The sequence below is a fragment of the Halomonas sp. genome, from assembly GCF_041689495.1.
Classification (GTDB): domain Bacteria; phylum Pseudomonadota; class Gammaproteobacteria; order Pseudomonadales; family Halomonadaceae; genus Halomonas.
In genome coordinates, this window is record NZ_JBDNGD010000006.1 from 1 (window position 1) to 14,131 (window position 14,131).

Sequence of the window (14,131 nt, forward strand, 5' to 3'; positions counted from 1 at the left end):
ACTCTACCCCCTGGCCTCCCCTGGCGCAAGAGAAACCAGTGGGGAAGTCAGGACACGGCGCCTAGGAGACAGACACCGGCTAGGAGACAGACACCGGCACCCTGCGGGCGTCAGACTCGCTCATGAAACGGCATATCAGCTCAGAATGACCCGGCCATAGCGCTTCTTGCTGGCCTGGATCACATAACTCCTGCCCGTCTCGAGCATATGATCACGCGCCACCACCTCACCATCGACCCTGACTCGCCCGTTGCCGAGCATGTCCTTGGCCTGGGCACTGTTGGTCGCAAGCCCCGAGCGGTTGAGCACCGCGGCGATGGGTGCTTGAGGACTGCCTTCGAAATCCACGTCGATCTCGGGCAGGTCTTCCGGCAACTCGCCCTCGGCCAGCTGATTGCCGGCCGATCTATGGGCATTGGCCGCCGCCGCCTCCCCGTGATAGCGACCGATCAGCTCACGGGCCAGTACCATCTTGATGTCACGAGGGTTGGCTCCGGCGTCGACATCGCGCCTGAGCGCCGCTACCTCCTCGTTGGACTTCAGTGACAGCAACTCGAAATACCGCCACATCAAACTATCCGGCATGGAAACCAGCTTGTTGAACATCGCCCCGGGGGCCTCATCGACACCGACATAGTTGTCCAGGGACTTGGACATCTTCTGAACACCGTCCAGGCCCTCGAGCAGCGGCATGGTGATCACCACCTGAGGCGCTTGACCGAAGTGCTTCTGGATCTCGCGCCCCATCAGAAGGTTGAACTTCTGGTCGGTACCGCCGAGTTCCACATCCGCCTCCAACGCCACGGAATCGTAGCCCTGCACCAGCGGGTAGAGGAACTCATGGGTGGATATCGGCTGGCCGGCGTTGTAGCGCTTGTCGAAGTCATCGCGTTCGAGCATCCGCGCCACGGTGCTCTGGCCGGCCAGATCGATCATGTCGGCGGCACTCATGGACGAGAACCACTCGGCGTTGAAGCGTACCTCGGTCTTCTCGGAGTCGAGGATCTTGAACACCTGCTCCCGATAGGTCTGGGCGTTGATCTTGACCTCTTCTTCGGTCAGCGGCTTGCGGGTCACGTTCTTGCCGGTGGGATCGCCGATACGTCCTGTAAAGTCACCAATGAGGAAGATGACCTGATGGCCAAGGTCCTGGAACTGACGCATCTTGGTCAGCAGCACACTGTGGCCCAGGTGAAGATCAGGGGCTGTGGGATCAAAGCCCGCCTTGATACGCAGCTTGCGACCGGATTCGAGCTTCTTCCTGAGTTCGCTCTCGACCAGGATCTCATGGGTGCCACGCTGCAGAATCCCTAGCGCGCTCGCGATATCGGTCATGCTACCCACCTCCACGCCATGGTGATTGCCGAGTCCTTGGGAGCAGAATGGTAGCATGACTCGGCGACACGCGGTGACGCCCCTTACGCCAGGAGAACGACATGCCCCTGTTCATTGGCCTGATGTCCGGCACCAGCCTGGACGGTATCGATGCCGCTCTGGTCGAGATCCCGGTGCCCACGGAGAAAGACACCCGGTGTCACCCCCGCCTCCTGGCTCACCACGCGGAGCCGATGCCCGAGCCCCTACGTGACCAGCTATGGGCTCTGTGCCATGCCGACCACGCCAGCTTCGCGGCACTCGCAGCCGCCGAAGAGGCCTTCTGTCGACTCCAGGCCCAAGCGGTCGAATCACTACTGACCAGGAGCGGCACCGCAAACAGCGCCATCACGGCGATCGGTAGCCACGGCCAGACCATCGAGCATGCCCCTCTTGGTCATCGAGGCGGTCCGCCCTACACCTTGCAACTCGACAATCCCAGCCGCCTTGCCGAACTCACCGGTTGTCAGGTGGTCGCCGACTTCCGGCGACGCGATCTGGCGGCTGGCGGTCAGGCAGCGCCTCTCGCCCCGGCTTTCCATGAGGCCATTTTCCGGACGGAGGATGAATGGCTACTGGTGCTCAACCTGGGGGGCTTCGCCAATCTGACGCTCCTCCCGCCACGCCAGGACAAAAGGCCCCCCTTGGGTTTCGATACCGGACCCGCCAATGCGCTGCTCGACGCCTGGCATGCTCGCCATTGCGGCGAGCGTTTCGATGCCGATGGTCGCTGGGCGGCCTCGGGACGGGTCGACGAAGCGCTACTGGAGCGCCTGCTGGCGGAACCCTTCTTCCACCTGCCACCGCCGCGCAGCACGGGCCGGGAGCTCTTTCACCTGGACTGGCTGCAAGGGCGTCTGCAGGGAGGGGAGGCACCGCAGGACGTCCAGGCCAGCCTGGCCGAGCTGACGGCGACCAGCGTGGCACTTGGCGTAGCGATGGCCCGGGAGCGGCTGGATGCCCCAGCTGCCACGGCACTGATTCCCTGCGGTGGCGGAACCCATAACCCCGACCTGCTGAACCGTCTGGCCCGCCACCTGCCGGAAACGCCACTGGTGCCCAGCGAGGACTGGGGCTGGCCGGCGGATTGGCTGGAGGCCGGTGCCTTCGCCTGGCTGGCCTGGAGGCGACTGTCCGGCCTGCCGGGGAATCTGCCCGCGGTCACCGGCGCCACCGGGGCCAGGGTGCTTGGCGGCATCTACGCAGCCTCCTAGAAATCATCCTGGCCCCGCAAGGACAGGCGAGAGGCGGCGTCCTTCGCCCCTACGACACCCTCGGCACTCTCGTCGCTGTACTTGATCATCATGCGAAGATCATTGGCCGAATCGGCGTGCACCAGCGCCACTTCCTCGCTGATCTTGCCCGCCTTGAAGAGGTCATAGAGCGCCTGATCGAAGGTCTGCATCCCCAGGTCACGGGACCGTGACATGATATTCTTGATCTCGCTGACATCCCCCTTGCGCACCAGATCACCGATCAGCGGGGACTTGAGCATGATCTCGATGGCGGCCGTACGACCGCCATCGATGGTCGGCAGCAGTTGCTGGGCCACGATGGCCCGCAGGTTCAACGACAGATCGAGCCAGATCTGCTCATGCCGCTCATGGGGAAAGAAGTGAATGATCCTGTCCAGGGCCTGGTTGGCATTGTTGGCATGCAGTGTGGCAAGGCAGAGGTGGCCGGTTTCCGCGAAGGTCAGCGCATGCTCCATGGTTTCCCGGGTCCGGATCTCGCCGATCAGGATCACATCCGGTGCCTGGCGCAGGGTATTCTTCAAGGCGACTTCGAAGGAATCGGTATCGATCCCCACCTCGCGCTGATTGATGATGGCCTTGCGATGGGGGTGTACGTACTCGATAGGGTCCTCAACGCTGATGATATGGCCACCGGTGGTCTCGTTACGATGCTGGATCATCGACGCCAGGGTGGTCGACTTGCCGGTACCGGTACCGCCCACCACGAACACCAGCCCACGCTTGTTGTTGCCCAGCTCCCCGAGCACGGGGGGCAAGGACAACTCCTCCAGATGCGGGATCTCGAAGCCAATACGGCGAATCACCATGGCCGCCTGGTTACGCTGCTGGAAGGCACTGACACGAAAGCGCCCCTTGTCCTTGATGCTCAAGGCAAAGTTGGCCTCATGCTCGTTGCGGAAGCGTTCCCTGAGGTTCTCTGGAAGCGAGGCACCGACCAGCTCGTTGACCTGGGCGATGCTGAGCCCCTGATCGCCCATTGGGGTCAACTGACCGGCCATCTTGATGGTCGGCGGCGCATTCACCGAGATCAGCAGATCCGAGGCTTCCTTGGCCACCATGATGTCCAGCAGTTGATATAACCATTCTTCTCCTGTCATGTCCCTGCTCCTCACTTCTGCTGTCATTTTCAGTCGCTCAACTGGCCAGGACGCCCTTGGCCTTGGCCTGGGCATCCTCACGAGCCACCAGGTTGTCGGCCACCAGGCGGGCCAGGGCGGCATCCAGGGTCTGCATACCCAGGTTGCCGCCGGTCTGAATCGCCGAGTAGATCTGCGCCACCTTGTCCTCGCGGATCAGGTTTCGCACGGCGGCGGTCGCCACCAGGATCTCGTGGGCCGCGACGCGACCACCACCCTGACGCTTCAATAACGCCTGGGAAATCACCGCCTGCAAGGATTCGGAGAGCATGGAGCGCACCATGGACTTCTCGTCACCCGGGAAGACGTCGATGATCCGGTCGATGGTTTTCGCCGCCGAGGTAGTGTGGAGGGTACCGAACACCAGATGGCCGGTCTCGGCGGCGGTCAGGGCGAGCCGGATGGTCTCGAGGTCACGCAGCTCACCGACCAGAATGATGTCCGGGTCCTCACGCAGGGCGCTGCGCAGGGCCGGAGCAAAGCCGTGGGTATCGCGATGCACCTCGCGCTGATTGACCAGGCAACGCTTGCTGCGATGGACGAATTCCACCGGATCCTCGATGGTGAGGATATGTTCGAACCGGTTGTCATTGATGTAGTCGATCATCGCCGCCAGGGTGGTGCTCTTGCCCGAGCCGGTTGGGCCGGTCACCAGCACCAGGCCCCTCGGCAGCATGGAGAGCTGGCGAAAGACCGGGCCCATCCCCAGATCCTCCATGGTCAGCACCTCCGTGGGGATCGTCCGGAAAACGGCGCCCGCGCCGCGCCCCTGGTTGAAGACGTTGACACGAAAGCGCGAGACACCGGGGACCTCGAAGGAGAAGTCGGTCTCGAAGAACTCCTCGTAGTCGCGGCGCTGCCGATCCGCCATGATGTCGTAGATCATCTTGCGGACCTCACGATCTTCCATGGCCGGCACGTTGAGGCGACGGATATCACCGTCGACACGTATCATCGGCGGCAGTCCCGCCGAGAGGTGGAGGTCAGAGGCTTTCTGCTTTGCCGAGAACGCCAGCAGTTCGGTAATATCCATGGTTTTCCCTGTTCCCTTGATAGGTGCCCTTTAACGATGACCAGTATGGCAGACCTTGTCGTATGACAACCCTAGCACTTTCCGAGGCACTGGCCACGGCCCAGGGGCGACTCGCCCAGGCCTTGAAAGCGGCGGGACGCCCTGCCAAGGATGCCCGACTCATGGCGGTGAGCAAGACCAAGCCTGCCGACAGGGTGCGTGAAGCCTGGCATCTGGGTCAGCGTGACTTCGGAGAGAACTACCTCCAGGAAGCACTCGACAAGCAGGCCGAACTGGCAGATCTCGACGACATCGTCTGGCACTTCATCGGTCCGCTGCAATCCAATAAGACCCGCGCCGTGGCAGAACACTTCGCCTGGGTACACAGCGTAGACCGTGAGAAGATCGCACGACGGCTGTCCGATCAACGCCCCGCCGAACTCGGGCCGCTCGACATCTGCCTGCAGGTCAATATCAGCGACGAACCCAGCAAGGCCGGCGTGTCTCTCGACGGTCTCTCGGAACTCGCGGCAGCGGTGCTGGAGATGCCCAACCTGCGCCTGCGTGGGCTAATGGCGATTCCTGCCCCCGCCGAGGGGATAGAGGCACAGCGCCTCCCCTTTGCACGGCTCCGAGAGGCGCTGGAGGCGTTGAAGGCTCGCTTTCCCGACGCCCCTCCGGATACTCTGTCCATGGGCATGACGGCGGACCTGGAAGCCGCCGTGCTGGAAGGCGCCACCCTGGTACGCCTGGGAACGGCGATATTCGGCGAAAGGAAACCACGATAGGCACCACGGCAATACCCGTCCCGCTACCATGCCGACGGGACGCCTCCTTGTAGACCGACACAGGACAGACCACATGGCCACAAGAGTCACTTTCATCGGCGCCGGGAACATGGCCAGCGCCATCATAGGCGGCATGATCGACAGCGGCTTTTCGCTCTCCGCCATCACCGCCACGTCCCCCAGCGATGACGTTCTTGCCCCGGTTCGCGAGCGGCTGGGAATCCATACCGGGACCGATAACGCCGAGGCCGTCGCTGAGGCGGACGTCGTGGTACTGGCCGTCAAGCCACAGATCATGCGTGACGTCTGCGACACCATGCGCGAGGCGATCCAGCGGCGACGGCCGCTGATCATCTCGGTGGCCGCCGGCCTCTCGGCCGAGTCGATCGAGCACTGGCTGGGCGGAAATCTAGCCCTGGTCCGATGCATGCCCAACACGCCCGCCCTGGTGGGCGCCGGCGCCTCGGGCCTCTACGCCAACCACCAGGTCGACGAGACCCAGCGTCGGCTGGCCACCGAGCTGATGGAGGCGGTCGGTCTTGTCGAGTGGGTCGACGACGAGGTGCTGCTCGATGCCGTGACCGCCGTCTCGGGCAGCGCCCCCGCCTACTTCTTCCTGATGTTCGAGGCCATGGAAGACGCCGGCGTCACGCTGGGCCTGCCTGCCGATACCGCTCGCCGACTGGCCATGCAGACCGCCCTGGGTGCAGCGAAGATGGCGATGGCCAGTGACAAGACGCCCGCCGAACTCAAGCGCAACGTGATGTCGCCCGGCGGCACCACCGAACGGGCCATCGAACACCTGGAAAATGCCGGCCTGCGCCGTATCATGGCCGAGGCAATGACCGCCTGTGCCGATCGCGCCGGCGAGATGGCCGAGGAACTCGGCAAGCGCTGAGACGAGGCTGACATTCAACGACACGGTTCAAAGAACACGGAGGAGCCCTGATGGGCAGTCAACTGGGAAGCGCCGGCCTGATGCTGGTCAACACCCTCGTCAACATCTATCTCTTCCTGCTGATGCTGCGCTTCCTGCTGCAGGCATCCCGGGCGGACTACTACAATCCGATCAGCCAGTCGGTGGTGAAGATCACCCAGCCGGCAGTGGGCCTCTTCCAGGGCTTCCTGGGGCCGGTGATGAATCGCTTCGACCTGGCCACCCTGGCCGCGGGTTTCGTGATCAAGGCAGTAAGTATCCTGATCATCCTGCAGATCGCCATCGGGGGAATGCCGCCTCTGGTCGGGGTCGCCATCGCGACCCTCGCTGCCCTGGCCAATGCCATTCTCAAGATCTACTTCTTTGCACTGATCGTGATGATCATCCTCAGCTGGGTGGCACCCAATGCCGGCCATCCGGGGGCGCTGCTGGTGATGCAGCTGATCGAACCGATCATGGCGCCGCTGCGCAAGGTGATTCCCCCGCTGGGCATGATCGACCTGTCGCCCATCGTCGCCTTCATCGCCATCAGCCTGATCGATGGTATCGTGGTTGGCTCACTGACCCGTGCCGCCGGCATCGCCGGTGCCCTGGTCGGCCTCTGACAACATTCAACCACAGGACACAGAACCACAGATGCCCGAGCTCCCTCGCGACTCGGTCGGTCTGGTGACGCCACAGAAGGTGCACTTCGACGACCCCATGGCCCTGGCCTGCGGCAGGACGCTGCCATCCTACGATCTGGTATTCGAGACCTACGGCGAACTCAATGCCGAGCGTTCGAATGCGGTACTGATCTGCCATGCCCTGTCCGGCCATCACCATGCCGCCGGCTTCCATGACCCGGAGGAACGCAAGCCGGGCTGGTGGGACGCCCATATCGGACCGGGAAAGTCCATCGACACCGACCACTTCTTCGTGGTGTCGCTGAACAATCTGGGCGGCTGCCATGGCAGCACCGGCCCCGGCAGCCAGAACCCCGAGACCGGCCATCAGTGGGGCCCGGACTTCCCGATGATGACCGTTCTCGACTGGGCACAGAGCCAGGCACGCCTCGCCGACCATCTGGGCATCGAGCGTTTTGCCGCGGTAATCGGCGGGAGCCTGGGCGGCATGCAGGCCATCCAATGGGCGCTGGACTATCCCGAACGCATCGCCAATGCCGTGGTGATCGCCGCCACTCCCAAGTTGTCCGCCCAGAACATCGCCTTCAACGAGGTAGCCCGCCAGGCCATCCGTTCGGACCCCGACTTCCATGAAGGCTGGTATTACCAACATGGCAAGGTGCCGCGGCGCGGGCTCAAGCTCGCCCGCATGGTGGGCCACATCACCTATCTCTCCGAGGATGCCATGGGCAGCAAGTTCGGGCGCGACCTGCGTTCGGACGACATCAACTTCGGTTATGACGTGGAGTTCCAGGTGGAATCCTACCTGCGCTACCAGGGCGATACCTTCTCCAACTCCTTCGATGCCAACACCTATCTGCTGATGACCAAGGTCCTGGACTACTTCGATCCCGCCGCCGCCCATGGCGGTGACCTCGCTCGAGCCCTGGCACCCGCGAAATGCCCCTTCCTGGTGGTCAGCTTCACCACCGACTGGCGCTTCCCGCCCTGGCGCTCCAGGGAGCTGACCACCGCCCTGATTCGCGCCGGCAAGGACGTCAGCTATGCCAACATCGACTCGCCCCATGGCCACGATGCCTTCCTGATACCGGAATCACGCTACCAGGCGGTGTTCGCCGCCTTCATGTCGCGGGTCGCCCGGGACCAGGGTCTGGAGGCACAGCCATGAACCGCGCCGACCTGAAGCTGATTCACGACTGGGTTCCCGAAGGCGCCCATATCCTCGACCTGGGCTGTGGCAATGGCACCCTGCTGTCCGCCCTGGCCCGTGACAAGGAGGTCACGGGGTATGGCCTGGAAATAGACCCGGACGGGATCACTGCCTGTATCGCCAATGGCGTGAACGTCATCGAGCAGAACCTCGATGAGGGCCTGACCAACTTCGAGGATGACGCCTGCGACCTGGTGATCATGACCCAGGCACTCCAGGCGCTGCGCCGCCCCGACCTGATGCTCGACGAGATGTTGCGTGTCGCCGGGGAATGCATCATCACCTTCCCCAATTTCGCCTACTGGCGCCATCGGGCCTACCTGGGCATCAAGGGCTTTATGCCGGTCTCCAAGTCCCTGCCCCACGCCTGGTACGACACGCCCAACATCCATCTGTCGACCTTCAACGACTTTGAACAACTCTGCCGCGACAAGGGTCTCATCATCGTTGACCGGGCGGTGGGGATCGGCGATCACGAAGGGCACTGGAGTTCGCGGTGGTGGCCCAATCTGTTCGGCGAAATCGCCATCTTCCGGATAACACGTCGTCGGGATTGACCCGACGGCCCGCCACTCGCCCGAGGGTTCATGATGCCAAGACGATCCTTGTCTCTGCTGTTCCTGGCCTGGCTGATGCTGCCGGCCTGGCCACTATCCGCCCAACAGTTCGAACTGATCGACCAGTATCAGATCCATTACAGCGCCGTGAGCACCCGCTTTCTCTCCGAGGATGTGGCCAGGACCCATGGTATCCAGCGCCATCCGGCGATGGCGCTACTCAATGTGAGTGTTCTGGAGGAACGGGAGGACGGTTCGACCCGGCCGGTCACGGCGTCGGTCGACGGGCACATCGGCGGTCTCGCCGGGTACGACGGCACGCCGCTGACATTCCGCAGCCTGCGCATCGGCGATACGCCGTCCCAGGTGGCGGTGTTTCGCATCTACGAGGACGAGCCGATGCGCTTCGACCTTCGCGTGCGCTACGACCGTAATGCCGAACCCGCCGAGGTGAGCTTCATCCAGCGCTTCTATATCAATCGATGAGCGGACACCTCGCGGGTGAGTGAGACCGGCAGGCTGCTCCCCAGGCGGATCGCCACCGGAACCTCCCGCTCGCGGATGAGCTCGCAGCGCCGCGCCAACACCTCCACGCCACGAGTGGCTACCTCGCGCAGGGTCGCCGCATAAGCCGGATCGAGATGATCCGCCGGCGCTACGTCCTCGATGCCCTCATGGGCCACGCAGAACAGCAGCACAGCCCGGTGCCCCATAGTAGCGAGAGCCGCCAATGCCTCGAGGTGCCTGCGGCCCCGCAGGCTCACCGCATCGGGAAAGTAGCCGTGGCCATCGGCCTCCTTCAGCGTCACCTGCTTGACCTCGACGAAGGTACCGCCCCGTTGCGGGTCATCGAGTCGAAAGTCCAGCCGTGCGCCTGCTACCTTCGCCTCGCGCCTAAGGGCCGCATAGCCCGCCAGCTCAGCCACACGCCCCTCGCGCAGCGCCTCCTCGACGATACGATTGGCCCGTCCGGTGTGCACCGAGGCCATGGCCACAGCACCCTCTGCCTGAGGAAGCTCGATCAGCTCCCAGGTCCAGGCCAGCTTGCGCCGAGGATTATCGCTGGGGGAAAGCCAGACGCGGCAGCCCGGCATGTTCACCGCTCGCATGGACCCGGTGTTGGGACAGTGGGCGACCACCTCCCGGCCATCATCGAGGCACACATCGGCGAAGAACCGCTTGTAACGCCGCAGCAGGATGCCCGGCACCAGAGCAGGCATATAGACCATGACGATGCCTCTATTGACGCGCCAGGAAGCGTTCAAGCCGGTTCACGGCTTCCTCGAGACGCGCGATGCTGGTGGTAAAGGCGATCCGCACATACCCCTCGCCACCCGTGACGGCGAAGTCGATGCCCGGGGTAATGGCGACATTTTCCTCCTCCAGGAGCCGCTGACAGAAGACCTGGCTGTCGCGGCTGTAGCGAGAGATGTCCAGCCACAGGTAGAAGGCCCCCTGGGGTGGCAAGGAGGGCGCCAGCCCCAGCCTGGCCAGAGCGACCAGCAAGGCGTCCCGGCGGCGACCGAGTTCACGGCGCTGCCCCTCGAGTATCTCGCGACACTCGGGCGTGAAGGCCGCCAGGGCCGCGTGCTGAGCCGGGGTGGAGGCGGCCAGGAAGACGTTCTGGGCCAGCCGGGTGAGCGGCTCAACCGCCGCCTCGGGGGCCAGCAGCCAACCAAGGCGCCAGCCGGTCATGCCGAAGTACTTCGAGAAGCTGTTGACCACGAAGGCATTGGGCGTAATCGAGGCCACCGAGAGCGGCGCGATATCGTAGCAAAGCCCCTGGTAGATCTCGTCGACCAGCAATTCGCCACCGCGCGCGGCCACCGTCTCGGCGACCCCGGCCAATTGCCGGGCATCGAGCATATGACCAGTGGGATTCGAGGGCGTGGCCAGCATGGCCAGGCGGGTGTCGGCACGCCAATGGCGGTCGACCAGGCCGGCATCCAGCTGCCAGCCGCTGTCCAGCCCGACCGGGACCGCATCGACCTCGGCACCGGCCAGGGCCATGAAGTGTCGGTTGCAGGGATAGTTGGGATCGGCCATCAACACCCGATCCCCTGATTCGACCAGCAACTGGCTGGCCAGCAACAGCGCTCCGGACGCGCCGGGCGTGACCAGGATCCGCCCCGGATCGATGTCGGTCGCGAAGTGCTCGGCGTAATGGCGGGCGATGGCCTCGCGCAATGCCGGCAACCCTGCGGCCGGGGTGTAGCGGGTATGGCCTGCCGCCAAGGCGGCCTGGCCGGCCGTCACCACCGGTTCGGGAGTCGCAAAGTCCGGCTCCCCGACTTCCAGGTGGATGACATCGTGCCCGGCCGCCTCACGGGCCTGGGCGGTTTCCAGCAGGCTCATCACTCGAAAGGGGGCAATCTGCCCGACGCGCGAACTCCACGGCATGCTGGCTCCTGTCGGTTATCTGTCACCCAAGCCATGTCATAACGCCAGGCATTGTAGCGACTTTTGCCCTGCTCAGGCATATCGAAGGCGAATGAGGTCTTGCAAAGACGCCTTTTTTCCGCTAAACAGCATCCTTTCGGCGTGAGATACCAGCGCCACTCAAGATGCATTGATCAGCAGTCATTCATTAGTAACGAGGCAGTCCCATGCCAGTAGCCGACAATACCATGGAAGCGCCCAAGAAATTCACCCCTTACGCACCGGCGCAGGGGGAAGAGTACATGAACGAGCAACAACTGGAGCACTTCCGACAGATTCTGCTGGACTGGAAACAGGAACTCATGGAAGAAGTGGACCGAACGGTTCGCCACTTGCAGGAAGAGGCGAACAACTACGCCGACCCCGCCGATCGGGCGACCCAGGAAGAGGGCTTCAGCCTCGAACTCCGCACCCGTGACCGGGAGCGCAAGCTGCTCAAGAAGATCAACGAGACCCTCGACAAGATCGACGAAGATGATTATGGCTTCTGTGACGCCTGCGGTGTCGAGATCGGGATTCGCCGTCTGGAAGCGCGCCCGACCGCCACGCTTTGCGTCGACTGCAAGACGCTCGCCGAGCTCAAGGAAAAGCAGCTGGGCGGTTGAGCCGGCCATGCTGATGTCGCCTCCCGACACCCCTGACGGGCACCTCCAGGTGCCCGTTTGCGTATCCGCCGCTCCTCGTCGGAGGGCATGGCCATGAGCCGATATCGCGGTCGCTTCGCCCCCACCCCCTCGGGTCCGCTGCATCTAGGCTCCCTGGTGGCGGCACTGGCGAGCTTCCTCGACGCCCGTCATGCCAATGGCGACTGGTTGCTGCGCATCGAGGACATCGATCCGCCCCGTTGTCCGCCGGGGGCCGCGGCTACCATCCTGCATCAGCTGGAGGCCTTCGGCCTTCACTGGGACGGCTGGGTGACCTGGCAGCATGACCGTGATGCGGCCTACCGATCGGCGCTGGAGACGCTCGGATCACAGGGGCTTGCCTATCCCTGCAGCTGTTCACGCAAGCAGTGGTGCGACCATGCCATCTACCCCGGCTGGTGTCGCAACGCTGTGCGCGAGCCGGGACGGCCGGTGGCATGGCGGTTGCGCAGCGACCGGGGCCTGCGTCCCGTGACATGGCAGGACAGACTCTTCGGTGAACAGCGCCTTGACCCGGCCGAACTGGGTGACGTCATCCTCATGCGCAAGGATGGGCTCTGGGCCTATCAGCTTGCCGTGGTGGTGGATGATGCCCACCAGGGCATCACCGATGTCGTGCGCGGCTTCGACCTGCTCGGCAACACGCCCTGGCAACGCCAACTCCAGCATGCCCTGGGCCTGCCCGAACCGAGCTACCTCCACCTCCCCTTGATCATGGGAGACAATGGCCAGAAACTTTCCAAGCAGAACCTGGCTCCCCCCTTGCCCCAGGATGACGACGCGGTGCGTCCCCTGCTCCACCGAGCCCTGAAGGCACTGGACCAGTCACCACCCCCGGAGATGGCCAGAGCAGCGGTTAGTGAACAGCTCGCCAGGGCCATCGTCGACTGGGATGTCGGCCGCATCGAGCCCGACGCCGAGCGTCGCCCCGGCGACCAGGTCGCCGATTCCGACGCTCCATCGCCGCGCTGAAAGGAGCCTGCCATGTACGTCTACCGCATCATGCTCTTCCTGGTTTTCGGGGGGTATCTCCTGTCACCGCTGTTGATGAGTGGCTGGGGAAATCCCGGGGTGGCCTGGTATCGACCCTTCGTGATCTGGGGCGCCTTGATTGCCCTGACCCTCTGGCTGGAACAGAAGCGACACCTCGATGATGGCTAGAAACGAGGCGATCCAATGACCCTCGGTCATGTCCTGTCCCTGGGAACCGGCTATCTGCTGTTGCTGTTCCTCTGTGCCCTGGTCGTGGAGCGCGGCTGGATACCCGCCCGGATCGCCCGACACCCGGCGGTCTATACCCTGGCGCCAGGTGTCTATGCCAGCGCCTGGGCGATCCATGGCAGCCTGGAGCTTGCCGCCGACCACGGCTTTGCCTTCCTGGCCTACTATCTGGGCGTGGCCGGCGCCTTTCTCCTCGCGCCGGTGCTGCTGGTGCCTATCCAGCGCATGACGCGTACCTATCAGCTCGCCTCCCTGGCCGATCTCTTCGCCTTTCGGTTCCGCTCCCGCTGGGTTGGCACCCTGGTCACCCTGGTCAGCCTGCTGGCGGTGCTACCGCTACTGGCGCTGCAGGTCCAGACCTTGGGAGATGCAATCTTCCTGATGACCGATGCGGCCTCCCCGTCGCTCCTGGCGTTGGCGTTCTGTGTAATGATCGCCGCCTTCGCCATGCTCTTCGGTGCCCGCCACAGTCGCCTCCATGCGCGTCACGACACCCTGCTGGCGGCCATCGCGTTCGAGTCCGTAGTCAAGCTGGGTGCCATGCTGGTGCTGGGCGGCTTTGCGCTTTTCGCCATCTTCGACGGGCCCGGCGATCTACAGGCTTGGCTGGACGGCCCGGGCCAGGCGGCCCAGACCGGCGCCGGAGTAACTCCTCATTAACTCCGGGCATGCGAGGTGGCTCCGCGGGGCCGCTCACGCAGTCAAGCACACGGGGTGTGCTTGACTGCGTGGCATGAATACCGACCGCCGCCGCCAGCGTGTGCAGATCAGCGATTTCGCACCGGAGGAAGTGACGCCCGCCGTCCTGCTTCTGCTTGAGCTATGCCATGAGCAGCAGGCGGAGATTCAAGCGCTGCGCGATGAGATCGCACGGCTCAAGGGTGGTAATCCGAGACCGCCCATCAAGCCTTCGAAGCTCGACAACGCGCCG

At 63.9% G+C, this 14,131-nt stretch carries 15 protein-coding genes and 2 pseudogenes; 12 read left to right on the forward strand and 5 right to left on the reverse strand.

Annotation, left to right across the window (positions count from 1 at the left end; all coding sequences use genetic code 11):
* Positions 1-135 precede the first annotated feature (135 nt).
* On the reverse strand, positions 136-1,335 hold the full coding sequence (gene tyrS, locus ACESMD_RS00120; protein WP_372609276.1) for a tyrosine--tRNA ligase: 1,200 nt from the start codon (positions 1,333-1,335) through the stop codon (positions 136-138).
* A 101-nt stretch (positions 1,336-1,436) separates the two neighbouring features.
* On the opposite strand from tyrS, the gene ACESMD_RS00125 reads away from it, so the two are divergent.
* Positions 1,437-2,588: an anhydro-N-acetylmuramic acid kinase gene (locus ACESMD_RS00125; RefSeq protein ID WP_372609277.1), complete on the forward strand. Its 1,152-nt coding sequence runs from the start codon at positions 1,437-1,439 to the stop codon at positions 2,586-2,588.
* Here the strand turns inward: ACESMD_RS00125 and ACESMD_RS00130 are convergent.
* Together ACESMD_RS00130 and ACESMD_RS00135 are read right to left on the reverse strand one after the other, a co-directional pair.
* Entirely contained in the window at positions 2,585-3,727 is a 1,143-nt protein-coding gene (locus ACESMD_RS00130) for a PilT/PilU family type 4a pilus ATPase (protein ID WP_372609278.1), read from the reverse strand. The two genes, ACESMD_RS00125 and ACESMD_RS00130, sit on opposite strands and share 4 nt — an antisense overlap.
* A 37-nt stretch (positions 3,728-3,764) precedes the next feature.
* Positions 3,765-4,799: a type IV pilus twitching motility protein PilT gene (locus ACESMD_RS00135; RefSeq protein ID WP_372609279.1), complete on the reverse strand. Its 1,035-nt coding sequence runs from the start codon at positions 4,797-4,799 to the stop codon at positions 3,765-3,767.
* A gap of 62 nt (positions 4,800-4,861) precedes the next feature.
* Between ACESMD_RS00135 and ACESMD_RS00140 the strand changes: the two genes are divergently transcribed.
* The 6 genes from ACESMD_RS00140 to ACESMD_RS00165 all read left to right on the forward strand — a co-directional run bounded on the left by ACESMD_RS00140 (position 4,862) and on the right by ACESMD_RS00165 (position 9,382).
* Positions 4,862-5,566, forward strand: a complete 705-nt coding sequence (locus tag ACESMD_RS00140) for a YggS family pyridoxal phosphate-dependent enzyme (RefSeq protein WP_372609280.1) — start codon at positions 4,862-4,864, stop codon at positions 5,564-5,566.
* A 73-nt stretch (positions 5,567-5,639) separates the two neighbouring features.
* Complete coding sequence (gene proC, locus ACESMD_RS00145) at positions 5,640-6,464, forward strand: pyrroline-5-carboxylate reductase (RefSeq protein WP_372609281.1); 825 nt, start codon at positions 5,640-5,642, stop codon at positions 6,462-6,464.
* Positions 6,465-6,514: 50 nt separating this feature from the next.
* Positions 6,515-7,108, forward strand: coding sequence for a YggT family protein (locus ACESMD_RS00150; protein ID WP_372609282.1), 594 nt, complete (start codon positions 6,515-6,517; stop codon positions 7,106-7,108).
* Between the two features lie 31 nt (positions 7,109-7,139).
* The gene (locus ACESMD_RS00155) at positions 7,140-8,297 is read left to right on the forward strand and encodes a homoserine O-acetyltransferase (protein WP_372609283.1); all 1,158 of its coding nucleotides are present in this window, start codon (positions 7,140-7,142) and stop codon (positions 8,295-8,297) included.
* Positions 8,294-8,896 (forward strand): methionine biosynthesis protein MetW, encoded by a 603-nt coding sequence (metW, locus tag ACESMD_RS00160; RefSeq protein ID WP_372609284.1) that lies wholly within the window; start codon positions 8,294-8,296, stop codon positions 8,894-8,896. The genes ACESMD_RS00155 and metW overlap by 4 nt, the downstream gene beginning before the upstream one ends.
* A 30-nt stretch (positions 8,897-8,926) precedes the next feature.
* Positions 8,927-9,382, forward strand: a complete 456-nt coding sequence (locus tag ACESMD_RS00165) for a DUF4426 domain-containing protein (RefSeq protein WP_372609285.1) — start codon at positions 8,927-8,929, stop codon at positions 9,380-9,382.
* Here ACESMD_RS00165 and sfsA read toward each other — a convergent pair.
* Complete coding sequence (sfsA, locus tag ACESMD_RS00170) at positions 9,367-10,125, reverse strand: DNA/RNA nuclease SfsA (protein WP_372609286.1); 759 nt, start codon at positions 10,123-10,125, stop codon at positions 9,367-9,369. The two genes, ACESMD_RS00165 and sfsA, sit on opposite strands and share 16 nt — an antisense overlap.
* 10 nt (positions 10,126-10,135) lie before the next feature.
* Entirely contained in the window at positions 10,136-11,296 is a 1,161-nt protein-coding gene (locus ACESMD_RS00175; protein WP_372609287.1) for a pyridoxal phosphate-dependent aminotransferase, read from the reverse strand.
* A gap of 206 nt (positions 11,297-11,502) precedes the next feature.
* Here ACESMD_RS00175 and dksA point away from each other — a divergent pair, with 206 nt between their 5' ends.
* From dksA to ACESMD_RS00200, 5 genes and pseudogenes are all read left to right on the forward strand, one after another.
* On the forward strand, positions 11,503-11,940 hold the full coding sequence (gene dksA / locus ACESMD_RS00180) for an RNA polymerase-binding protein DksA (RefSeq protein WP_372609288.1): 438 nt from the start codon (positions 11,503-11,505) through the stop codon (positions 11,938-11,940).
* A gap of 93 nt (positions 11,941-12,033) precedes the next feature.
* A complete protein-coding gene (gene gluQRS / locus ACESMD_RS00185) occupies positions 12,034-12,951 on the forward strand; it encodes a tRNA glutamyl-Q(34) synthetase GluQRS (RefSeq protein WP_372609289.1) in 918 nt (305 codons plus the stop codon).
* 12 nt (positions 12,952-12,963) lie between these two features.
* Positions 12,964-13,140, forward strand: coding sequence for a hypothetical protein (locus ACESMD_RS00190; protein WP_372609290.1), 177 nt, complete (start codon positions 12,964-12,966; stop codon positions 13,138-13,140).
* Between the two features lie 15 nt (positions 13,141-13,155).
* Positions 13,156-13,833, forward strand: a pseudogene (locus tag ACESMD_RS00195) (ATPase); the annotation flags it as partial.
* 100 nt (positions 13,834-13,933) lie between these two features.
* Positions 13,934-14,131: pseudogene (locus ACESMD_RS00200) on the forward strand (hypothetical protein); the annotation flags it as partial.

Coding starts and splice junctions, on each gene's coding strand:
- metW (WP_372609284.1), top strand. CDS start 8,294: ATGAACCGCGCCGACCTGAAGCTGATTCACGACTGGGTTCCCGAAGGC.
- ACESMD_RS00175 (WP_372609287.1), bottom strand. CDS start 11,296: ATGCCGTGGAGTTCGCGCGTCGGGCAGATTGCCCCCTTTCGAGTGATG.
- tyrS (WP_372609276.1), bottom strand. CDS start 1,335: ATGACCGATATCGCGAGCGCGCTAGGGATTCTGCAGCGTGGCACCCAT.
- gluQRS (WP_372609289.1), top strand. CDS start 12,034: ATGAGCCGATATCGCGGTCGCTTCGCCCCCACCCCCTCGGGTCCGCTG.
- ACESMD_RS00140 (WP_372609280.1), top strand. CDS start 4,862: ATGACAACCCTAGCACTTTCCGAGGCACTGGCCACGGCCCAGGGGCGA.
- ACESMD_RS00125 (WP_372609277.1), top strand. CDS start 1,437: ATGCCCCTGTTCATTGGCCTGATGTCCGGCACCAGCCTGGACGGTATC.
- proC (WP_372609281.1), top strand. CDS start 5,640: ATGGCCACAAGAGTCACTTTCATCGGCGCCGGGAACATGGCCAGCGCC.
- dksA (WP_372609288.1), top strand. CDS start 11,503: ATGCCAGTAGCCGACAATACCATGGAAGCGCCCAAGAAATTCACCCCT.
- ACESMD_RS00130 (WP_372609278.1), bottom strand. CDS start 3,727: ATGACAGGAGAAGAATGGTTATATCAACTGCTGGACATCATGGTGGCC.
- sfsA (WP_372609286.1), bottom strand. CDS start 10,125: ATGGTCTATATGCCTGCTCTGGTGCCGGGCATCCTGCTGCGGCGTTAC.
- ACESMD_RS00150 (WP_372609282.1), top strand. CDS start 6,515: ATGGGCAGTCAACTGGGAAGCGCCGGCCTGATGCTGGTCAACACCCTC.
- ACESMD_RS00165 (WP_372609285.1), top strand. CDS start 8,927: ATGATGCCAAGACGATCCTTGTCTCTGCTGTTCCTGGCCTGGCTGATG.
- ACESMD_RS00155 (WP_372609283.1), top strand. CDS start 7,140: ATGCCCGAGCTCCCTCGCGACTCGGTCGGTCTGGTGACGCCACAGAAG.
- ACESMD_RS00135 (WP_372609279.1), bottom strand. CDS start 4,799: ATGGATATTACCGAACTGCTGGCGTTCTCGGCAAAGCAGAAAGCCTCT.
- ACESMD_RS00190 (WP_372609290.1), top strand. CDS start 12,964: ATGTACGTCTACCGCATCATGCTCTTCCTGGTTTTCGGGGGGTATCTC.